This is a genomic window from Cryocola sp. 340MFSha3.1 (assembly GCF_000383315.1).
Classification (GTDB): Bacteria; Actinomycetota; Actinomycetes; order Actinomycetales; family Microbacteriaceae; genus Leifsonia.
The window spans coordinates 596,813-617,206 of sequence record NZ_KB911088.1 but is presented as its reverse complement, the minus strand read 5'-3'; the positions used below and the strand labels follow the sequence as shown (position 1 = coordinate 617,206).

The window sequence follows — 20,394 nt, the reverse complement described above, 5'->3', positions numbered from 1 at the left end:
GTCGTAGGCACGCCTCACACCATTCAGGGCGGCCACGGCTGCAAATTGCTGCGTCCGCGGGCCCGATTCACGTTTCGCGATGCGGGGTGATCGTGACCTCCGCGAGAGAGAGCGGGTATGCCCAGTCGTTTGCGATTCTGACGTAGCGGTAGTTGCCGTTCAGCTGGATGGGGGTGACAGGTTCCCAGGGGCGGAAGATGTGCACGGTCTTGATGGTCCCCCCGCTGAGACTTGAGGGGTTGCCGTCGGGGATCGGGTCGTTGGACGCTATCACCCAAAAGTCGGTCGATCTGAGCCAGTGGGAGCCGTCTGTCGGCAGGTGGACCGTGACGGTATCGATCTGTGTGGTCTGCCCGAAATCCAGTTGCCACCACGGATAGGCATCGTTGATGGTGCGGGCGACAGAGTTGTTCCCCATGTCACCGTCGTTGGCCTTGTCGGCCGGCGAGTCGATCGCGTCGCGAGTGGATGACTGGGTGGCGGTGCCGAAGACGGCGATGTTTGGGAGATCGGTCGTGTCGGTGCCGGCGGGCCAGACGGGGTTGTTCGGTATCGCCCTCCAGGTCTGGTTGGAGGCACCATTGCACGCGTAGGTTCCGATCGTGTTGTTCTCGGCGTCGGTCGCCCCGAACAGGTCCAGACATTCGCCGGTGTATTGGCTCTGCAGCTTCCAGACTCCCGCCCCCACCGTCGTCGGTCCCCACCGATATGACGAGTCGCTCCCGTCGCATGCGTGATCCAGGACGGCCTGCGCTCCGTTGCCCTTCCACCGCAGACACGAGCCGGTGTCCGCGTTTCGGATGAGGCCTCCCCCGGTGCTTCCGACCTGCTCGTACTGGAATCGTGCAGTGTTCGATCCGGCATCCTTCTTCAGCACCGTCCGGATCCGCGGATCGGCATCGCCGGTCGCAGCCGGCGTTGTCGAGAGCACGCCGCCGGCGGAGGACACCGGCGCCAGCGATACCGGCCCGCTGGTCAGCGAATCGGGGGAGCTCCAGACCATGTTGGACGCCGTCGAGCAGGGATACAGCATCAGCCGGGAGCCGTCACCGGTCGCTGCGCCTCGAACGTTCAGGCAGGTTCCCGAGCCCTGATTGCGCAGCGTGCCGTCAGCAGCGACCGTCCAGGTCATGGCCGACGTTCGCTCGCACGCGGCAGTGCCGACCGACTCCCCCGACCCGGACAGGCACATCGCCGGGTCCTCCCCTTCGGGTTGCGCCTGCTCCTCGTCCTCGAAGTCCGCCGTCGTGTTGAAAACACTGATCCGATACCCGTTCTCCACGGGGTCGAACCGCCACTTCTGCGCGGCAGCACCAGCACAGCTGGAGATCGTCACGTCCGTCCCAAGTGTGTACGGACCGCCCTGAGCTGTCAGGCATCGACCCGAGCCTGCGCCGATGACTGGACCGCCCGTGGTTTCAGCATCCGGCAGGGAACGCTTCGTCCGTGCTGTCGTCATCTTCACGATCTGGAGATCGGATCGGTAGTCCGAACAGGGCATCGAATCGCCCCAGTTGCGACGGAACAGGTTCTGTCCCAGCATGATTCCCAGGCAGGTTCTCGTCCCCTTGCCGAGCAGCTTCATGCCGTTCGCACCCTGCCACACGGCCCAGCGGGCCCCGTCGCCGGAGCACCACCCCATGTGCGGCTGGTCGGCGCCCGCGTTCCTGGTGAGGCATAACCCCGACGCGGAGTTGACCAGCCAGCCCCACCCGTCGTTCGCATTGTCCTTCACGTAGGTCCAATCCCAGTAGCCGTCAGGCAACCCGGTGGTGAAGGTCACCCCGTTGGCCCATCCGGACCACCGGGCAGTGGACGACTCAAGATGCCAGCTGGGGTCCCTGTTGAAGGTGATCCGCGACCCGGCCGGAAAGCCGGGCGTCGCGTTGGGCCGCCACAGCGCCAGCACACCAGCCACGTCGTCTATGTAGGGCGCTTTGTTGTCTCCACAGATCGAGCCCTCACTGGACGTCGGCTCCATCACCGTTCCACACGCCAGCTGATCGGTGTTGTGGTTCAGGCCGAGGATGTGCCCGATCTCATGGGTGAAGATGTGCTGCCGCAGCGTCTCCGAATACGAACCCATGTAGTTCGTGGCGATGCTGATGTTCCCACCGGCAGGCTGACCGGAGTGGAAGTCGCAGTACGTCGCTGCGACCGCTTGCGCCCGGGGTTGACCCGGAATGTTCGGCATCGAGGCCACACCGACCACCCGCGCCCCCGCCGGGGTGGGGTCCGCCAGATCGCCAAACGCGATGGTCACCCCCGTGACGTACCGCCAGGCGGACCACGCCTCTGCAGCCTTACGCAGCGACGCCCGGTAGGTAGCCGGCACCGTGGGCGGATACTTGATGTACAACGTCGCCGTCGTGGGGTACGTGCGGCACGCATACCCGGAGCGAGCCCACGCCGCGGCCGGTTCCGCGCCTCCTCCGACAGGTACGAGCACTACCGCCGCTGCCACCGCCGCCGTCAACACGCCGATCAACCGGCGCCATTTCCACCCTCGCACCACAACCACGTCCCTCGTTCACCCATGAACGCGTCAACCCGTCTCTCACCCGGCAGCACCGGAAGAGACCGTCGACGACCGCGACGAGCACATGCACTCGTCACTGACTACGACGTGAGCTCACGAGCAGAATGACGACGGAGTGCATATATGCGCCCGAACCACGACGGCTGAAGTCGCGGGTGGAGTTTGCGTGCCACGGCGATCGTGGGCAGCTTCGCGCTGCTGGTTCTCGATCGGTTACACATCCTGTGAAGGGTGGGTGGCCGGTCTCTTTGAGGCCGGCCACCGTGCAGCGTTCCGCCTCGCCGTACCGGTCACGACACCGGGACTCAGGGTCGATCCGCGTCCTCGTCATACCCTGTGCGGATGAATACTCCTCTGCCGGACACCGCCAATCTGCCTCGGTTCCTCGACCATCTGCAGGCCAGAGACACGGATGCAGCGCTGCTCGCTCGCCAACTGCTGGACGCGGGCGCCGCGGTCATCGTGTTCTGGGGGCCCCAGCAGATGGACGTGTGGGAGCTCCGGGTGCAGGTGGGCGACACGATGGTCCGGTTCGGGGTGGAACGCGGGTACTCCGACGGGGTGCTGATAGCCCCCGCGAGCGACTCTTCCGACTGGTCGCGGCTCGTGCCGCTGCGTCTCGCTGTGATCGCCTGGGCGCGCGCGAACAATGTCCCGCTCCCACTCGACGATCCCGACGAGTTCGATCCAGGGCTCACGGTGCATGGGCGGGCCGTACTGGATTGGGTTGACGGGGGTCACTTCCCGCAGGTAGAGCGCGTGCGCCTCGCCTGGGCGGAGTACCGTCGACAACTCAGAGAACTTCGAAGCGGGACCCTTGGGCGGCCCGATGAGTCCGACCTGCGCGCGGTCAAGGCAGCCGGTGTAGCAGCTATCGAAGCCGCCGCCGCTCCGTTGGCAGGAACAGAACGCTGAGCTCAGCCCGGCGCTGATCCGCTGCTCTTACGCCTACGCCAGCGGTCTCGGTCCCACGCACAGACGGACATCCGCTACTTGGAGCTCCAGTCCCAGGTCCGTGTTCACCACCGATGTGACCTTCCCGTTCCTCAACGCGTCGAGCGAGGGCCCGAAGCGCTCGTCCCTGACTGTGAGCACGTCCGTGGGCCTGACGATCGCCAGGGTGCAGACCAGGTCTAGGCAGATCTGCGATGCGTCGTTCATCAGCCTGAGCGTCAACGTGCCGTGCTCGCATATCGCCCAGTCGATTACTCGGCTGCCACGGATGACGCGTGAGATCTCGTGACGGCCACCTCTCCCCTGAACCACGGCGGTCCTGTCACGGCGGCGCTGCCAGCCAAGCAGCGCCGCGCGACCCGTTACCGCGGCGGCCAGAGCGATGAGGGCGAGGACGAGCATCTGTTCAGCATTCATGGTTCGCCTCCTGACCTGCATCCGTCCCCGTATTGCGCCCTACCGTAGACGGCGCGACCAGCTACGAGACAGACAGGTATCGTGCCGCATACTCGGAGGATTGCCGGGCGCCCGAGTGTGTCAGCGCGGTGGCGTCAGGAGGGCGACGAGTTCTTCGATGCTGCGCCCGATCGCGAGTCGGAAGTAGTCGACTGCGCGCTCTCCGGTGAGTTGGGCCACTAGCTCAGGTGTGGTTGTGGTCCAGCATCGCGTCCCGGGCGGGCTGCTCATCGGTTCCAGGTCGGGGGCAGGGTTCTGCGTGTATGCGGGCAGGTGCGGGAGCCCGCGTGTTGCGCGTGCCTCGCCGGCGGCCGCGGCGACCAGCCAGCACTCGGCGAAGGCTGTTGGGCATATTGCCGCGTCGAATCCCTCATCAGCGGGGGTGCGGATGATCGTCATCGAGTCGTCCCGCTCGACGATCCATCGTCGATCATCGAGGTCGAATCGGAACAGGCCATCGTTGTGCAAGTCGATCACGGCGCCGAGTTCAGCCAGGGCCCTCACGCATGGCTCAGAGAGCAGGCGCTCGGGGATTTCCTGTTCGCGGCGGCGATGCTCGCGCTCGCATGCGGCTTCCGCCAGCGGGCGATACTCCTCCTCGAGGTGGCGCCGGTGCGGCGGGGCACCATCGCGGAGACGTTGAAACAACCATTCCGGGTCGATTTGCCCGAAGTAGTGGAAGTACACCTTGTAGAACCTCTGCCCCATCGGAGCGTCCCGGACCAAGAGCTGTAAGCCGTGTTGCTGGGACCAGATCGCGGTGGTGCGGCCGTCGACGTCGACGACCCACGAAGCGCCTCCATGGACATGCACATATGGTTGAGCCTCCTCCAGCACGATGCTGAGGGCGACCCGTCGAGGGACGTCGAAAACCAGCTCGTGAGATTCCATGTCATCGCCCATATGGACGCTGTCCCGGTCCACGTACACAGTCACCGCGTGGCCAAATCCAAACCAGAAACGCTTCCGGCGGTTCGCCCACACAGATCGGTCGTGTTCAGTCTTCATACGCGTCGCCAATGTCGTAGTGGTCGTAGGTGGCCTTGTCGACGGTGATCGTGTTCGCCTGCCGGCCGGAGAGGATGTCGAGCTGCCAGCTGGCCGGAACGGTCGAGCACTCGCTTCCCCGGCAGTCGGTCGACGCCGGCGTGTGGTGTTTGCCGGTGACCGTTGTGCTCGGGTAGCCGGAATCGTAGGCGAGCGAAAGCTGGAAGAACAGGATGCCGCCGATGATCGATGCCGCCACAAGGGCCGCGATGCGCCACCGACGTCGACGCTCCCGAGCGCGGCCGAAAGTGGGCACGTCGTGGTTCATGCTGCCCCTCCCCCGGGTTGGTCGTCGAGCATCGTCCTCTATTAGAGACGCTCTCACCGGGGCGAGCATGACGAACCTCCTGCGCCCCGGAGCGCGGTCCCACGTTGTTCTCGCGCTGTACTGAGTGCGGGATCAGGCTGGTGACGTGGTCCGGGTTGATCCACCGGGAGGAGGGCAATGGCGTCCGCGCGGCCGCGACGTGACGGGTCAGCGCGTCGTGGATCCGTGCAACCAGAGCCTTCAGGGGCTTCCGGTGTCCGGCGACCAAGCCCTCCGCCGGCGCGTCGATACCCGCAATCTCAGCGTCACGCGAGCACGAGCACGAGCGCCGTCACTCCTTCGCGCCCGTCTGGTTGAACAGGTAGTACACGCTCAGGGCAGCGAATCCGACGAGCATGGCCGGCGCGTAGACGATGCCGATCACGGTCAGCAGCGGGTAGAACAGCGTCCCCGCACCGAACCGGAGGAGTGCGCTCCGCCGCGTCCCCGCATCCATCGATCCCGTCCGGACGAGGACGAGCGTGATGCGCCCGTAGACCAGGGTGAAGGCGATCGCGAAGCCGGTCGCGACCCCGCCGTACAGCACGGCGGCGACCCGGGTGTCCGCGGCGCTGCCCTCGGCGATGGCGCCCGCGAGCGTCGCGGTGGTGAAGGGGACGGCCGACACGAACATCAGGAGGATGAGGTTCCAGAACAGCAGCACCCGGTCGACCGTGGTCGCGAGACGGAAGATCGAATGGTGGTTGACCCAGATCACGCCGATGACGAAGAAGCTCACGACGTAGGCGGCGAACGACGGCCCGGACGCGAGGACCTGATCCAGGAGACTCTCGCCGTTGCCCGGCTCGAGGTGAAGATCCAGGACCAGGAGGGTGATGGCCACCGCGAGGACCCCGTCGGTGAACGCTTCCAGTCGCACCTTGGTCATCGTTGCCTCCTGGTCGTCGCCGTTCGAGGTGGGCATACCTTAGCCGGGCGGACACGGTCCGTTCAACGACGACGGGTCCTCCGTTCACCTCCCCGTTCCCCCGCATACCGCCGACGTGGGTAGCTTCCGTCCCTGTGCGACTTCTCAGAACCCGAACCGTGGCGGTCCTCGCCGCCACCGCGACCGCCGGCACACTGGCGCTCGCCCTCCCCACCGCGGCGCAGGCCGCGGCAACGCCCGACGTGCGGATCACCGAGTGGATGTACAGCCCCGGCACCACCGGCGGCGAGTTCATCGAGCTCACCAACCTCGGCACGACGCCGGTCAGCCTCGCCGGCTGGTCCTTCGACGACGACAGCCAGACGCCCGGCACGGTTCCGCTGGACGGGCTCGGGACGCTGGCGTCCGGCGAATCGGCCATCATCACCGAGTCGGCGGATGCCGCCTTCCGGACCGAATGGTCGCTCGGCGCCGACGTGAAAGTGCTCGCCGGCAACACGACCGGCCTCGGCCGCGCCGACGAGATCAACCTCTTCGACGGCCCGGATGCGGTCGCGAACCTCGTCGACCGGCTCACCTACAACGACCAGGGCACCGGCACGGCGAAGGGCCCGCGCACGCAGGGGAAGTCGGGCGTTCCCACTACGGCCGCGGCGCTCGGGGCCAACGATGCCTCGCAGTGGCAGCTCTCCGCCGTCGGCGACGCGGAGGGCTCGTGGGCGTCGGCCAGCGGTGACATCGGTTCACCGGGAAAGAGCCGGTTCGCCCCGGCGCAGCCTGCGTGGAAGAGCATCCACATCAACGAGGTGTCGTCCGACAACACCGCCACCCCGGTCGGGGACGCGATCGAGCTCTTCAATAGCGGGTCGATGGATGTGGACATCACCGGCTGGCTTCAGATCGACAGCGGGGCAGCGACGGCTGCAACGACCTTCTCGGCCAGCCTCGCCGACGGGACCCCGACGACGGTCGTGCCCGCCCACGGCTACGCGTACTTCTCCTCCACCAAGGGCCTGAGCAGCGGCGGGGACGGCGTCAAGCTCTACCTGCCGGACGGCGCCGGAGGCACCGCCGGCACCCTGGTCGACTCCGTCGACTACACGGCAGGCGAAGCCGGCACCGACGAGGGCAACGAGTTCGGAGCGGGCGCCTACGCGCGCTGCCCCGACGGCACGGGATCCTTCGCCTCGGTGGCGAGCAAGAGCTTCGGCGGTTCCAACGCCACCGCGTGCCAGAACGTGCTCACCAACCCTGCCGACGGCGGCAACGGCGGCGGAAACACGCTGACCTGCCAGCCGGAGGCGCCGTCCGGCACGGGCACCCTCCCCGCCGGCGCGGGCACTCCGGTCGCCTGGCCGGGAAGCGCCACCGTCTCGGTCGCCGACTCGCTGTGCGCGTGGGAGACCACGACCGGTCCGGAGGGCCGCGACGTCAGCGGCCTGGTCTTCGACCCGACCAACGCGAACGTGCTCTACAGCGTCAAGAACAAGGGCTGGGTGTTCCGCATGGTGAAGGAGAACGGCCTCTGGGTGGCCGACACCGCCAACGGTTGGGGCGCGGGCAAGCAGATCTTCTTCCCGGGCAGCAGCGACACCGCGACGAACCAGCCGGACTCCGAGGGGCTCACGGTCGGACCGGACGGCGCGCTCTACGTCACGACCGAGCGCAACAACGCCGCCAACACCATCCCGCTCAACTCCATCCTGCGCATCGACCCGACCTCGTCGGCCACGTCACTGGTCGCCACCGACCAGTGGAACCTGACCGCGGAGTTCCCGGAGCTGCACGCCGGGAACAAGACGGAGGCGAACCTGGGCTTCGAGGGCGTGACCTTCGTGCCGGACAGCTACCTCGTCGGCAACGGCTTCGTCGACCAGTCGACCGGCACGACGTACAAGCCCGCCGACTACCCGCTACATGGAACCGGCCTCTACTTCGCCGCGCTGGAGAACGACGGAAAGCTGTACGCCTACGCGCTCAACAGCGACCACACCTTCCACCGGGTCGCGGTCGTGGACACGAAGATGGGCCACGTGATGGACGTGCAGTTCGACGCCGCCACCCAGCGCATCTGGGCGCTCTGCGACAACACCTGCGGCGTCTCCTCCACCGTGCTGAAGGTCGACGGGATGGGAACGATCGTCCCGCAGGTCGTCTACAGCCGCCCCGCCGGTCTGCCGAACGACAACCTGGAGGGCTTCGCTCTCGCCCCGGCGTCGACCTGCACCGGAGGGACTCGCGAGGCCCTGTGGTCGGACGACGGCGTGTACGGCACCGGCCCGGGGAGCCCGACGGAGGGACACGCCCTCTACAGCGGACGCATCGCGTGCGACCTGCAGCTCGGCGGCCAGGGCGTCTCCGGCCCGGCGACGGACCCGGTGGCGGCGGTCAGCCTGTCCGCCGGTTCGGGCGCCGTCGGCGACCGCATCACGGTCACCGGCACGCACTTCGCGCCGGGCACGCAGGTCACGTTCGTGTTCAACTCCACACCGGTCACCCTCGGCACGGCGACCGCGGCATCCGACGGGACGCTGACCTTCGCCTTCTCGGTGCCGGCAGTCCCGGCGGGTGCGCACACCGTGACCGCGTCGATCGGCGGGTCGGTCGTCGCCTCGGCGGCCTTCAGCGTGACGTCCGCCGGCGCAACGGTGTCTGGCGGCGATCCGGCCGCCCTCGCCTCGACGGGCTCCGACGTGAGTCCGGCGGCCGGGCTGATCGCCCTGGCGCTGCTGATCGGCGGCGGTCTGCTCATCCTGCTGCGCCGACGCGCTCGGACGCACACGAGCGGAGAGTGAGCGCAGAGTGATAGCCCCGGGGGCGGGCCGGCTCGGCCGTGCCCTCCCCCGGCGGTTGTCACGACGAGCACCGCGCCCAGGTTGCGCTGCTATGGTTCCCGAGCCGGCAGTGCGCCGGCTTCAGGGAAGACGCCTCGTTGACAGATGGATCCGCCGGATCCGGCCACGACTCGTCGCCTCCTCTGTGCAAACAAGAGGAGCGCCATGCCCGCGTCCGTGAAAGCCGTCGTCTACTGCGAAGGACTGTTCGGGAGGCTCGACGGCAAGACCGCCAACGGTCTCGTCCGCCATTCCGAGAAGTACGAGATCCTCAGCGTGATCGACAGCACCCGTGCGGGCGGCGACGCAGGCGAGGTCCTGGACGGCCCACCGAACGGGATCCCGGTGCTCGCAAGCCTGGACGCATCCCTCGAGCGCGCGGGCTTCATCCCCGACACCCTGATCTTCGGGATGGCGCCGACCGACGGCCTGCTGACCGCCGACCACCGCGCCGTGCTCCTCGACGGCATCGACCGCGGGATGAACCTGGTCAACGGACTGCACGAGTACCTCAACGACGACGCCGAGTTCGTCGCAGCAGCCCTCGTGGCCGGTGTGACGATCGAGGACGTCCGGCGGCCGAAGGAGATCGCGGAGCTGAAGCTGTTCAGCGGCCGGATCTTCGACGTCACGTGCCCGCGCATCGCGGTGCTCGGCACGGACGGATCGGTCGGCAAGCGCACGACGGCCACGCTTCTTACTCAGGCGCTGAACGCGCAGGGCATCCGCGCGGTGATGGTCGGGACCGGGCAGACGTCGCTGATCCAGGGAGCCCGGTACGCGGTGGCACTCGACGCGACCATCCCCCAGTTCTGCTCCGGTGAGGTGGAGGCGCAGGTCGTCGCCGCGTTCGAGGAGGAGGACCCGGACGTCATCATCGTCGAAGGCCAGGGTGCGCTGAGCCACCCCGCCTACCTCAGCTCGGGCGCCATCCTGCGCGGCGGCCGACCGGAGGGCGTCATCCTCCAGCACGCCCCCGGGCGCGTGATGCTGGGCGACTTCCCGATGATGCCGATGCCGACGGCCGCGAGTGAGATCGCCTTGATCCAGGCGTTCAGCGACACCAGCGTCATCGGCGTCACCATCAACCACGAGGGTCTGACGGCGGCCGGGATCGACGACACGATCGCCGAGCACGAAGCCCGGCTCGGCCTCCCCGTCACCGACCCGCTGACCCGTCCGCTGGAGGAGCTCGTCGACATGGTCCTGCTGGCCTTCCCGAACCTGGGCCTCCGTGGCGAGGCGCTCGCCGGTATCGCGAGCACGGAGTCCAGCCTGGCGTAGTCGGTGGCCCTGGCGTCGTCGGTGGCCCGGAATACACTTCCGGCATGGCCATCGACGTCCTCCCCGCCACGGGCCGCTTCGACGACTTCGCGACCTTCATGGTGCCCCGGAAGCCCGGCGCGGGCGGCTGCGTCTGCATGTCCTACCGGGATGCCCGGCTCAACACGGCGGGCCGGGTCGACCACATGCGCGCCGAGTGCTCCTCGGAGCCCGGCCCCGGCGTTCTCGCGTACCTCGACGGCGAGGTGGCGGGCTGGTGCTCGGTCGCCCCGAAGTCGACGTACCGCCGCTTGATGCACTCCCGCACCATCCCGCACCTCGACGAGGAGCGCGACCCGTGGTCGATCGTCTGCTTCGTCGTCCGCGGCGGTTTCCGCAAGCGCGGCCTGATGCACGACCTGCTCGACGGCGCGGTCGAGCACGCCCGCGCCTCCGGTGCCGCGCTGGTCGAGGGCTACCCGGTCGACACCGGCGGCGAGCGCGTGGATGTGATCAGCGGCTACGTCGGAACGGTCGAGCTCTTCGAGAAGCACGGCTTCTCGCGCGTGCTGGCCACCGACGCCCACTCGGGCGGCCAGGTGCGCTGGCTGATGCGGCGCGAACTCGGCACCTGAACGAGCGGCGCTCCTGCTCCCCTGTGAGAGTTCACATGTACGCTCTCTCAGGTTAATCCGCGCGTCACCGCAACCCGCTCGGATGGTCCGGTCACTCGACCGAAAGGACCCGTCCGAATGTTCCGTTCCGCTTCGCGCTGGAAGGGCGGCGCCGTGCTCGTCGCCGCCTCCGGCGTGCTCGCCGCCGCGCTGCTCCCCGCGCCCGCGCTGGCCGCCACCTCCGACAACGGGGGCGCCGCCCGCAACCCCGACGACTCCACGACCGCGCTCCGCCAGTCGATCGTCAACGGGCCCGCCAAGAACGTCATCCTGCTCATCGGCGACGGGATGGGCGACAGCGAGATCACGGTCGCCCGCAACTACCAGTACGGCGCGGGCGGCATGCTTCCCGGCATCGACGCACTGCCGCTCACCGGCCAGTACACGACCTACTCCGTGTACAAGGACGGCGCGAACAAGGGCAAGCCGGACTACGTGCCGGACTCCGCCGCCACTGGATCCGCGTGGGCGACCGGCACGAAGACCTACGACAACGCGATCTCCGTCGACATCGACGGCAAGCCGCAGGCGACCCTGCTGGAGCTGGCACGCGCCAACGGCCTCCGCACCGGCAATGTCAGCACCGCCGAGATCCAGGACGCGACCCCGGCCGTCGAGGTCGCGCACGTGGGCGCCCGCTCCTGCTACGGGCCGGACAGCGCATCGTGCGGCTCCGACGCCCTCGAGAACGGCGGACTCGGCTCCATCAGCGAGCAGCTGCTCGACGCTCGCGCCGACGTGACCCTGGGCGGAGGGTCGACCTCCTTCACGCAGACCGCGAAGGCCGGCCAGTGGAAGGACGAGACGCTGTTCGACCAGGCCGCCGAGCGCGGATACCAGGTCGTCGGCGACGCCGCGGGCCTCGCGGGTGTGACGGAGGCGAACCAGCAGAAGCCGCTGCTCGGCCTGTTCACCCCCGGCAACTTCCCGACGCGCTACGCCTCGACGACGGCGACCGTCGGCGGCGCGGACCAGGCGCCGGTCACCTGCACGCCGAACCCGGCCCGGCTGGCGACCGACCTCTCCCTCTCGTCGCTGACCAACAAGGCGATCTCCCTCCTGGACAAGCCGGGCGGTGACGGCTTCTTCCTCCAGGTCGAGGGCGCCAGCATCGACAAGCGCGACCACTCGGCCGACGCGTGCGGCCAGATCGGCGAGACCGTCGACCTCGACGAGGCCGTGCAAGCAGCGCTCGCGTTCGCGAAGAAGGACGGCAACACCCTCGTCATCGTGACCGCCGACCACGCCCACACCAGCCAGATCGTCGACAGCACCCCGCCGGCGACCCTCTCGACCGCGCTGACAACCGCCGACGGCACCGTGATGAAGGTCGCCTACGGCACGGCGGCCGCCGGGGGCTCGCAGCAGCACACCGGCGCCCAGCTGCGCATCGCCGGCTACGGGCCCGGCGCGGCCGACGTCGTCGGCCTGACCGACCAGTCCGACACGTTCTTCACCATCGCCCGCGCTCTGGAGCTGAACCGCGACTACGCGGCCCTCAGCGCCGGCGCGTCGGTGACGCTGAACGCAACGACGGTGAAGCCGGGCGACCCGATCACCGCGACGCTGGCCGGCTTCCGCGGCGACCGCCAGATCACCGGAGTCATGCAGTCCGACCCGGTCGCGCTGCCGCGCACCGACGTGCTGGGCGGATCGGCCGCCATCACGGCGACCGCGCCGACCGACCTCGGCGCCCACACCATCACCATCACCGGTTCGCAGAGCGGGAAGGCGGTGACGGTGAACTTCGAGGTCACCGCCGACGGCCAGCCGTCCGGCGCCCTGCCCGGCGGATCGGCCGGTGGATCGACCGGTGGCGGCAACGGCGCGGTGACCGCCGGATCCACCTCCGCCGGCTCGCTCGCCTCGACCGGCTCGATCGTCGCGCCGCTCATCGTGGTGATCGCGCTGGCCCTGCTGATCGCGGGCTACCTGTTCGTCACCCGCGGGCGTCGCCGCGCGGGCGGTGCCCCGCAGGTCTGACCGGCAGCACATCATGAGGGGGAGGAGTCCACCCGGACTCCTCCCCCTTCCACGTCGCGCGATCCATCGGATCGCAATACGTCCGCAAAGACCGAGGTGTTCTGAAGGAAGGCGTCACGACCCTGTGGTTGCTGCGTCTGAGTAGGTAGAAGGGCGCTTTGCCCTTGCGAGTGGTGGACAAGGACTGTTCCGGCTTGCCGGGTGTGAAGAAGTCTCGTGTACTGATGTCAGCCGCGGCGGCGGGAATCGCCGGAAGTTGTAAAGGGTTCTGATGGCAGCGCGGCCCCGACGCCTGGCGTACTTCGCCAGCATGGCTCTCGTCGTGGGGGGCACATTGCTGGGTGCCTCGCTCCTCCCACAGCCGTGGGGCGGGATGGCGCTGACGGTGGGAGCGCTTCTGTGCGCGACCTTTGATCGAGTGTGGAGTCGTGTCAGGGGTCCCGTCTTCCCGCCACCCCTGACCGCCGCCGTTCGCGTATATCTTGCCGTCGTGGTGGTCGTCTTGCTCTCCACGCTGATTATGGTCGTGTTCGCGCCCGGGAGCGGTCTGCCGACGTGGGTGATGTCCGTAGTCACAATGCTGGCTCTCTTGGCCGGGAGCTGGGTCCCGGCAACAAACACCTGGTCGCCTACTCCTCACCCGAGGGGCGACGAGTAGATAAACCCACGGGGTGTGTCTCGGGCTTACGATTCCGCGCTGAGCGCGATCGTCCCGATCCCGAGCGCCGCCAGGATCCCGGCCGAGATGCGCTCGAGCCAGGTCGTGACAGCCGGACGCTTCAGCCAGGCGACCGCGCGGCCGGCCAGCAGCGCGACCACCACGAGGTAGAGCGAGCCGACCACGGCGACGATCGCTCCGAGCAGCAGTGTGCTGGCGATGGTCGAGCCGTCGTGGGGGACGAACTGCGGCGCGATGGCCAGGAAGAACAGGCCGACCTTCGGGTTCATCATCGTGGACAGCATCCCCGCGGTGAATCCCGACCGCAGCCCGGTGCGACGGGAGGTCGGCTCGACGCCGTGCGCCTTGCCTTTCCGGCTCGCGATGAACGCGGCCACGCCGAGGTAGATCAGGTACAGACCGCCGACGATCTTGAGGATGCGGAAGACCTCGGCCGACTGCTCGAGCACGGCGGCGAGCCCCAGGGCCACCGCCACCGCCCAGACCAGCGACCCGAGCGCGGTGCCCGCGGCTGCCGCGATGCCCGCGCCCTGCCGCGCCAGGCTGAAGCGGAGGACGAGGAACGTGTCCGGCCCCGGCGTGAGGGCGAGCACGAGGCAGAGGCCGGCGAAGGCGAGCAGGCTGGCGACGGTCATGCGACCAGTATGCAGGCCGCTCAGGGCAGCAGGCGCGTGAAGTGGTGGGGAACGCCCTGCCAGACGGTGGTGATCTCGACCGGGCGGCCCTCCTCGGGCGCTTGGATGAGCATCCCGTCGCCCAGGTAGATCGCGATGTGCTCCTCGTCGTCGAACACCACCAGGTCGCCGGGCTGGGCGTCGCTCTCGCTGATCGGTCGCCCGGCGTCGTCCTGCAGGTGGACGAGGTGCCCGAGCGGGATGCCGACTGCCGCGTACGAGACCATGACCAGTCCCGAGCAATCGATGCCCGAGTGATCCGAGCCGTCGAGCACGTACGGGTCGCCGAGGTAGCTGAGCGCGGTGGCGACGATCTGTTCGCGCGCGCCGCCGAGGGCGAGGGCGGAGACGATCGCCCCAGCGGCCCGCTCGCCCGCAGCGCCGCCCTGGCCGGCGATGATGCCCGCGACCGCCGAGGCGACGGGGTCGTCGCGGTCGATACGGGCGGAGGCCACGATGGCCGAGACGGTCATGGCCTGGTGGCCCGCGTGCCCGCTCGCGGCGGCCGTCACGATGTCGATGGGCTCCGCGACGGCCGGCGGCGCCATGGCGATGCCGGCGAGGAGAGCGATGGTGGCGCCGGAGGCGCCCAGTGCGATCCCGCGGCGGGAGGCTCGGGGCGCGGACACTCGTCGTGCGCCACGCCTCCGCGAGGTGCCGCCGCCGCGCTCAGCCCGTTCCTGCTCCAGAGCCCGCCGTCGTTCGCCGCCCGTCATCCAGACCTCGTCCGTCTCACGACCCGCACCCCATCGCCCGAAGTCCGCGCGACCGGGATCGAGCCTAAGGGGCCGCATCCCTGCCCCACCGGGAGTCCTCTGAGTCGGGCTGATGTTCCTCTCAGACGGAGGCCGCCGGCCGGATCACGCGCCCGGCCGGGGAAGACAATGGGGAGGCCCGCCACCGATCGGAGCCGCCCACGCCCCCCGTCGCCGTCTTCCTCACCACCTGGTCGTTCGACCCGGCCGCCGCCGCGCTGCTCGCCGTCGCGGCCCTGCTCTACGTGGGCGGCGTTCTCCGGCTCCGCCGCACGGGCCGCCACTGGCCGCTCCGGCTGACGGCCTCGTTCCTGCTTCTCGGCCTCGGGTCGTACGCCGTCATCTCGTTCGGGTTCCTCGGCGCCGAGAGCACCGACCTCCGCTGGGCGTTCACGACCCGGATCGCGCTCCTGCTCTTCGTCGTCCCCGCGTTCCTCGCCCTCGGCCGGCCCGTCGCCCTCGCCCGCGTGGCACTCGGCCCCGCCGGCCGCCGTCGCACGGACCGGGTGATGCGCTCCCGTCCGGTGCGCGCGTTCGGCAACGCGATCGCCGCCCCCGCCTTCGCGTGCGCGGTGTTCCTCGTCTTCCTCACGCCGCTCGCCGCCGTGCTGCGCGACTCGGTGTGGTCCGAGTGGACCATCTCCGTCCTCACCCCGCTCGTCGGCCTCCTGCTGGTGCTGCCGATCGTCGCGCACTCGGTCGTCCGCACCGGGTTCTTCATCACGGTGGAGTTCCTGCTCGCGTTCGTCGAACTGGTGCTGGATGCGATCCCCGGCCTCCTTCTGCGCCTCAACGACGGCATCCTCGACCACGCCCCGGCGATCGTCGGACGGATGCCGTTCTGGTTCCCCACTCCCCTCCACGACCAGCACCTCTCCGGCGACCTGTTGTGGTTCATCGCCGAGGTCGCCGATGTGCCCGTGCTCGTCCTGCTGTTCGTCCGATGGATGCGCCTGGAGCGCACGGAGGGCAAGCGTTACGACGACCTGAGCGACGAGGAACTGGCAGAACTGACGCGGCAGCATCTCCGCCAGCGCAGCTGAGGCGCGCGCGTTACGCACCATGACGGTGCGCGTGCGGACGGGGCCGGGTTCGCTCATCCTGGACCCATGACCAGGCAGATCCGCTTCAACGCGTTCGACATGAACTGCGTCGCCCACCAGTCGTCCGGCATGTGGCGGCACCCCGAGGACCAGGCGTGGCGCTACAAGGACCTCACCTATTGGACCGAGCTGGCGAAGCTGCTGGAGCACGGGAACTTCGACGGCATCTTCATCGCCGACGTGCTCGGCACGTACGACGTGTACGGCGGCAGCAATGAGGCCGCCATCCGTCACGGCGCGCAGGTGCCGGTGAACGACCCCATCCTTCTCGTCTCCGCGATGGCGCTGGTGACCGAGAACCTGGGCTTCGGCATCACCGCGGGCACCGCCTACGAGCACCCGTACCCGTTCGCACGCCGCATGTCGACGCTCGACCACCTGACCAACGGCCGTGTCGGCTGGAACGTCGTCACCGGATACCTGCCCTCCGCCGCCCGCAACATGGGCCACGACGACCAGCTGCAGCATGACGACCGCTACGACCACGCCGACGAGTACCTCGAGGTGCTCTACAAGCTGTGGGAGGGGTCGTGGGAGGACGACGCCGTCATCCGCGACCGCGAGTCCGGCGTCTTCACCGACCCGTCGAAGGTGCACGAGATCGGCCACCGCGGCAAGCACTTCACGGTGCCGGGCATCCACCTCTCCGAGCCGAGCCCGCAGCGCACGCCGGTCATCTACCAGGCCGGCGCCTCCAAGCGCGGCATCGCGTTCGCGGCAGAGAACGCGGAGGCGATCTTCGTCGCCGCCTCCACCAAGGAGGGTCTGAAGGCGACCGTCGGCAAGCTCCGCGACGCCCTCGAGGCGGCGGGCCGCGACCGGTACTCGGCACGCATCTACACGCTGCTGACGATCATCACCGACGAGACCAGCGAGAAGGCGCAGGCCAAGTTCCAGGACTTCCTGCAGTACACCAGCGACGAGGGCGCGCTCGTCTTCATGTCCGGGTGGATGGGCGTGGATCTCTCGCAGTACGACCTGGACGAGCCGATCGGCAACGTCGACAGCAACGCCATCCAGTCGGCGGTCGCGAACTTCCAGCGGCCGAACGAGGACGGCGGCGAGTGGACGGTGCGCGACATCGGCCGCAACGGCGCCATCGGCGGGCTCGGGCCGTTCATCGTCGGCTCGGCCTCCGAGATCGCCGACCAGCTGCAGGAGTGGGTCGAGGAGACCGACGTCGATGGGTTCAACCTGGCCTACGCCATCACGCCCGGGACGTTCGAGGACGTCGTCGAGTACGTCATCCCGGAGCTGCGCAAGCGTGGCGCATACCCCGAGGAGTACGCGCCGGGGACCCTGCGGAACAAGCTGCACGGCGCGGGCGACCGGCTGCCGGAGACGCACCGCGGAGCCCGCTACAAGGTGGCCGCATCCCGGACCGTCTGAGAATCCGTAGACCATCGCTCCTCTAGCCTGGCTAGCGATAGGCTGAGCGGGAGACGCGGCTCCCGCCGCGCCTCTGTGGCGACCGAAGGGCAGGCCATGACGGACACGGCGGCGATCCAGGACCAGCTGCGCGAGCTCCTCGACGGAGAGCGCGGGCTGAAGGAGCTGCTCGGCGCCAACCCGGAGTGGTACCCCGTGCTGATCCGCCAGCTGGAGCTCGCCGTCGGCGACGCCCGCATCATCTACCTGGGCGCCGCCATCGCTTCCGGGCTCTCCACCGTCACGCTGCGCATCGGCATCTTCACGGAGCACACGGTCGTCGCCGCCGAGGTCATCGACGACAGCACGCCGGGAGCACAGGTGGTGACGCGTGTGGAGAGCCGCGCGGGTCTGCTGCGCTTCGAACTCTCCGGCGGCACGGAGAGCGACAACAGCAGCGAGTCGTCGTGGCAGGGCGGCTTCCGCGTGCGGGCGTTCTACCGCTCCGGCCTGGTCGTCACCGTGCCCGCCAACGTCGTCGACACCGAGGCCAAGCGCGTCTCGGTGCACGCCGTTCTCGAAGGCATCCGCGCCGACCTGCAGGCACGACCGCCATCGTCCGTCCTGGACGACTGAGCACCCCGACGGGCCGGGAGGAACCATGATCTCGTCAGCGGTCACCCTCAGCTATCGCGACGCCCCGGCCGCGATCGCCTGGCTCGAAGCGCTCGGGTTCGACGTGCTCCAGCTGCAGTCCGGGCAGGACGGCTCGGTGCTGCACAGCGAACTGCGCTGGGCCGACACCGTCGTGATGCTGGCCTCGAACGACGCGGCCTACGACGTCCCGCCCCTGGTCGGCGCCTCCACCGGAGTCGGCCTGTACCTGGTGACCCAGGACGTCGACGGGATGTTCGCACGCGCCGTGGACGCCGGCGCGACGGTGGTCTTCCCGCCGGAGGAGACGGAGTGGGGCAGCCGCCGGGCACGTGTGCTCGACCCGGGCGGCCGGGAGTGGAGCTTCGGCTCCTATCGGCCCGGCGAGCAGTGGAGCGCCTCCGCCTGAACGGGGTTCACCCCTGCGCGAGGTCGCGGAAGAACCGGGTCAGCAGCGCACGCGACCGGTGGTCGAGCCGGGATGCGGCGGCGCGGGCGCGGTCGAGATCCGGGTCGGCCTCGAGCGCGTCGGCGAGGTGCTGCACCATGCGGGCGATGTCGTCGGCGGTGTACTCGGCTTCCGGGCCGGACCCGTCGGACTCGGCCGTCTCCTCCGCCGCGTTCGGCCGACGGCCTCCACTGCCGAGCGACACCGTCGCCAGCAGGCCGACGACCAGGAAACCGGCCGCGGCGAACGCCGCCCATCGCGTCCCGTCGCTGAACGCCTCCTTCGCGTCGGCGGCGACGGGAGCCGTCTGCGGGTTCTTCTCCAGCCCGGCGATCGCCGCTCCGGAGCTGTCGACCACCGCGGACACCAGCTGGTCGCGCTGAGGAGCCGGCACGCCCCGGTCGTCGAGCTTGGCGTCGAACACCGCGGTGGCAGAGGCGAACAGGACCGTGCCGAGCACGGCGATGCCCAGAGCGGAGCCGATCTGGCGCGCCGTGCTCGTGGTGCCGGAGCCCTGCCCGCTCTGCTCGACCGGCACATCCCGCAACACCACCCCGGTGAGCTGCGCGGTCGCGAGCCCGACACCGAAGCCGTAGACGAAGAGGAACGGGATCAGCGCTCCCCACGGCGTGGTGGAGGAGATCACGAGGCCCAGCCCGGCCACACCGACGATCTCCGCGACCAGCCCCACGCGGACGATCGTGACGGGCGCTATGCGGTTGCCGAAGGCGCCGGCGAAGCCGCTCGCGAGGAACGACCCGATCGCCAGGGCGAGAAGGATGAGGCCGGTGTCGAGAGCGCTGTAGCCCAGGACGTTCTGCAGCCAGATCGGCAGCGCCAGGATGATGCCGAACTCTCCAAGCGACACGATGGTCGCGGCGACGTTGCCGTTGCGGAACGACGGGATGCGGAAGAGGTCGAGCGCGAGCATGGTGCTCCGGCCTGCCCGGGTGCGCGCGCGGCCCCGCAGCACGAACAGCACTCCTCCGAGCACCGCGACCGCGAAGGCGATCGGCACGGGTGAGAGGTCGAACGGCCACGTCCATTCGCCGATCGACGGTCGGGTGTCGACGAGCCACCAGCCGTAGGTGCGGCCCTCGATCAGCCCGAAGACGAGGCTCGCGGAGGTGACGACCGAGAGCAGGGCGCCCACCCAGTCCACGCTCCGTGCGGCTCGGGTGTCGCGCGACTCGGGCACCGTCGCGAGCACGCCGACGATGATGAGGATGCCGAGGGGAATGTTGATGCCGAATGCCCAGCGCCACGAGAACGCGGTCGTCAGCCACCCGCCGAGCAGTGGACCCAGCGCGGTCATCCCACCGATGGTCGAGCCCCAGACGGCGAACGCGATCGCGCGCTCCTTCCCGCGGAAGTTCGCGTTGATCAGGGAGAGCGTGGTCGGCAGGACCATGGCGCCGCCGACACCCTGCAGGAGTCGCGCCCCGATCAGGAAGGCGCCGGTCGGCGACAGGGCCGCGGCGACGGAGGCGAGCGTGAAGATCGCCACGCCGATCAGGAGCATCCGGCGTCGTCCGAACCGGTCGGCCAACGTCCCGAACACGAGCAGGAGGGCTGCGAACACGAGAGTGTACGACTCCTGCACCCACTGGACTCCGGTGGACCCGATATGGAGTTCGTCGACGATGGACGGGATCGCGACGTTGACGATCGTCGAGTCGACGATGATGAGCGCGACACCGATGCTGATGAAGACCAGGCCGGCCCAGCGGGAACGTGAAGACATCGAAACTCCCTTGCTAGGAGATT

17 protein-coding genes are annotated in these 20,394 nt (G+C 69.1%); 9 read left to right on the top strand and 8 right to left on the bottom strand.

What is annotated here, in order from left to right; translation table 11 throughout:
- Positions 1-67: 67 nt before the first annotated feature.
- Positions 68-2,263 carry a M57 family metalloprotease gene (locus tag H284_RS0113945; RefSeq protein WP_231371237.1) on the bottom strand — a complete coding sequence of 732 codons (2,196 nt, stop codon included), beginning with the start codon at positions 2,261-2,263 and terminating at the stop codon, positions 68-70.
- Positions 2,264-2,881: 618 nt separating this feature from the next.
- Between H284_RS0113945 and H284_RS0113940 the strand changes: the two genes are divergently transcribed.
- Positions 2,882-3,454 carry a hypothetical protein gene (locus tag H284_RS0113940; protein WP_020076727.1) on the top strand — a complete coding sequence of 191 codons (573 nt, stop codon included), beginning with the start codon at positions 2,882-2,884 and terminating at the stop codon, positions 3,452-3,454.
- A 33-nt stretch (positions 3,455-3,487) separates the two neighbouring features.
- Here H284_RS0113940 and H284_RS0113935 read toward each other — a convergent pair whose 3' ends face one another.
- The 4 genes from H284_RS0113935 to H284_RS0113920 all read right to left on the bottom strand — a co-directional run bounded on the left by H284_RS0113935 (position 3,488) and on the right by H284_RS0113920 (position 6,192).
- On the bottom strand, positions 3,488-3,910 hold the full coding sequence (locus H284_RS0113935) for a hypothetical protein (protein ID WP_155885503.1): 423 nt from the start codon (positions 3,908-3,910) through the stop codon (positions 3,488-3,490).
- Between the two features lie 120 nt (positions 3,911-4,030).
- Positions 4,031-4,957, bottom strand: coding sequence for a hypothetical protein (locus H284_RS0113930; RefSeq protein WP_155885502.1), 927 nt, complete (start codon positions 4,955-4,957; stop codon positions 4,031-4,033).
- Positions 4,947-5,264: a hypothetical protein gene (locus H284_RS20300; RefSeq protein WP_020076724.1), complete on the bottom strand. Its 318-nt coding sequence runs from the start codon at positions 5,262-5,264 to the stop codon at positions 4,947-4,949. The genes H284_RS0113930 and H284_RS20300 overlap by 11 nt, the downstream gene beginning before the upstream one ends.
- A gap of 331 nt (positions 5,265-5,595) precedes the next feature.
- Positions 5,596-6,192, bottom strand: a complete 597-nt coding sequence (locus H284_RS0113920) for a TMEM175 family protein (RefSeq protein WP_231371236.1) — start codon at positions 6,190-6,192, stop codon at positions 5,596-5,598.
- 158 nt (positions 6,193-6,350) lie between these two features.
- Here H284_RS0113920 and H284_RS20565 point away from each other — a divergent pair, with 158 nt between their 5' ends.
- From H284_RS20565 to phoA, 4 genes are all read left to right on the top strand, one after another.
- Positions 6,351-8,987, top strand: coding sequence for a lamin tail domain-containing protein (locus H284_RS20565; RefSeq protein WP_020076722.1), 2,637 nt, complete (start codon positions 6,351-6,353; stop codon positions 8,985-8,987).
- Between the two features lie 204 nt (positions 8,988-9,191).
- Positions 9,192-10,310 (top strand): N-acetyltransferase DgcN family protein, encoded by a 1,119-nt coding sequence (locus tag H284_RS0113910; RefSeq protein WP_020076721.1) that lies wholly within the window; start codon positions 9,192-9,194, stop codon positions 10,308-10,310.
- A 44-nt stretch (positions 10,311-10,354) separates the two neighbouring features.
- Positions 10,355-10,924, top strand: a complete 570-nt coding sequence (locus tag H284_RS0113905) for a GNAT family N-acetyltransferase (protein WP_020076720.1) — start codon at positions 10,355-10,357, stop codon at positions 10,922-10,924.
- A gap of 117 nt (positions 10,925-11,041) precedes the next feature.
- Positions 11,042-12,946: an alkaline phosphatase gene (phoA, locus tag H284_RS0113900; protein ID WP_020076719.1), complete on the top strand. Its 1,905-nt coding sequence runs from the start codon at positions 11,042-11,044 to the stop codon at positions 12,944-12,946.
- A gap of 684 nt (positions 12,947-13,630) precedes the next feature.
- Here the strand turns inward: phoA and H284_RS0113890 are convergent.
- Together H284_RS0113890 and H284_RS0113885 are read right to left on the bottom strand one after the other, a co-directional pair.
- The gene (locus H284_RS0113890) at positions 13,631-14,260 is read right to left on the bottom strand and encodes a LysE family translocator (RefSeq protein ID WP_020076717.1); all 630 of its coding nucleotides are present in this window, start codon (positions 14,258-14,260) and stop codon (positions 13,631-13,633) included.
- Positions 14,261-14,280: 20 nt separating this feature from the next.
- Positions 14,281-14,928 carry a C40 family peptidase gene (locus H284_RS0113885; RefSeq protein ID WP_020076716.1) on the bottom strand — a complete coding sequence of 216 codons (648 nt, stop codon included), beginning with the start codon at positions 14,926-14,928 and terminating at the stop codon, positions 14,281-14,283.
- A gap of 371 nt (positions 14,929-15,299) precedes the next feature.
- Here H284_RS0113885 and H284_RS0113880 point away from each other — a divergent pair, with 371 nt between their 5' ends.
- From H284_RS0113880 to H284_RS0113865, 4 genes are all read left to right on the top strand, one after another.
- Entirely contained in the window at positions 15,300-16,097 is a 798-nt protein-coding gene (locus H284_RS0113880) for a cytochrome c oxidase assembly protein (RefSeq protein ID WP_020076715.1), read from the top strand.
- A 66-nt stretch (positions 16,098-16,163) separates the two neighbouring features.
- On the top strand, positions 16,164-17,546 hold the full coding sequence (locus tag H284_RS0113875; RefSeq protein ID WP_020076714.1) for an LLM class flavin-dependent oxidoreductase: 1,383 nt from the start codon (positions 16,164-16,166) through the stop codon (positions 17,544-17,546).
- Positions 17,547-17,642: 96 nt separating this feature from the next.
- Positions 17,643-18,161, top strand: a complete 519-nt coding sequence (locus H284_RS0113870) for a hypothetical protein (protein WP_018192236.1) — start codon at positions 17,643-17,645, stop codon at positions 18,159-18,161.
- Between the two features lie 25 nt (positions 18,162-18,186).
- Positions 18,187-18,588, top strand: a complete 402-nt coding sequence (locus H284_RS0113865) for a VOC family protein (RefSeq protein ID WP_018192237.1) — start codon at positions 18,187-18,189, stop codon at positions 18,586-18,588.
- Between the two features lie 7 nt (positions 18,589-18,595).
- Here the strand turns inward: H284_RS0113865 and H284_RS0113860 are convergent, their stop codons facing one another.
- The gene (locus tag H284_RS0113860) at positions 18,596-20,371 is read right to left on the bottom strand and encodes a DHA2 family efflux MFS transporter permease subunit (protein WP_018192238.1); all 1,776 of its coding nucleotides are present in this window, start codon (positions 20,369-20,371) and stop codon (positions 18,596-18,598) included.
- Positions 20,372-20,394: the final 23 nt, after the last annotated feature.

Excerpts from the sequence above, each read along its gene's own strand:
- H284_RS0113930 (WP_155885502.1), bottom strand. The coding sequence starts at position 4,957 with ATGAAGACTGAACACGACCGATCTGTGTGGGCGAACCGCCGGAAGCGT.
- H284_RS0113935 (WP_155885503.1), bottom strand. The coding sequence starts at position 3,910 with ATGAATGCTGAACAGATGCTCGTCCTCGCCCTCATCGCTCTGGCCGCC.
- H284_RS0113860 (WP_018192238.1), bottom strand. The coding sequence starts at position 20,371 with ATGTCTTCACGTTCCCGCTGGGCCGGCCTGGTCTTCATCAGCATCGGT.
- H284_RS0113890 (WP_020076717.1), bottom strand. The coding sequence starts at position 14,260 with ATGACCGTCGCCAGCCTGCTCGCCTTCGCCGGCCTCTGCCTCGTGCTC.
- H284_RS0113865 (WP_018192237.1), top strand. The coding sequence starts at position 18,187 with ATGATCTCGTCAGCGGTCACCCTCAGCTATCGCGACGCCCCGGCCGCG.
- phoA (WP_020076719.1), top strand. The coding sequence starts at position 11,042 with ATGTTCCGTTCCGCTTCGCGCTGGAAGGGCGGCGCCGTGCTCGTCGCC.
- H284_RS0113875 (WP_020076714.1), top strand. The coding sequence starts at position 16,164 with ATGACCAGGCAGATCCGCTTCAACGCGTTCGACATGAACTGCGTCGCC.
- H284_RS20300 (WP_020076724.1), bottom strand. The coding sequence starts at position 5,264 with ATGAACCACGACGTGCCCACTTTCGGCCGCGCTCGGGAGCGTCGACGT.
- H284_RS0113920 (WP_231371236.1), bottom strand. The coding sequence starts at position 6,192 with ATGACCAAGGTGCGACTGGAAGCGTTCACCGACGGGGTCCTCGCGGTG.
- H284_RS0113910 (WP_020076721.1), top strand. The coding sequence starts at position 9,192 with ATGCCCGCGTCCGTGAAAGCCGTCGTCTACTGCGAAGGACTGTTCGGG.
- H284_RS0113870 (WP_018192236.1), top strand. The coding sequence starts at position 17,643 with ATGACGGACACGGCGGCGATCCAGGACCAGCTGCGCGAGCTCCTCGAC.
- H284_RS0113940 (WP_020076727.1), top strand. The coding sequence starts at position 2,882 with ATGAATACTCCTCTGCCGGACACCGCCAATCTGCCTCGGTTCCTCGAC.
- H284_RS0113905 (WP_020076720.1), top strand. The coding sequence starts at position 10,355 with ATGGCCATCGACGTCCTCCCCGCCACGGGCCGCTTCGACGACTTCGCG.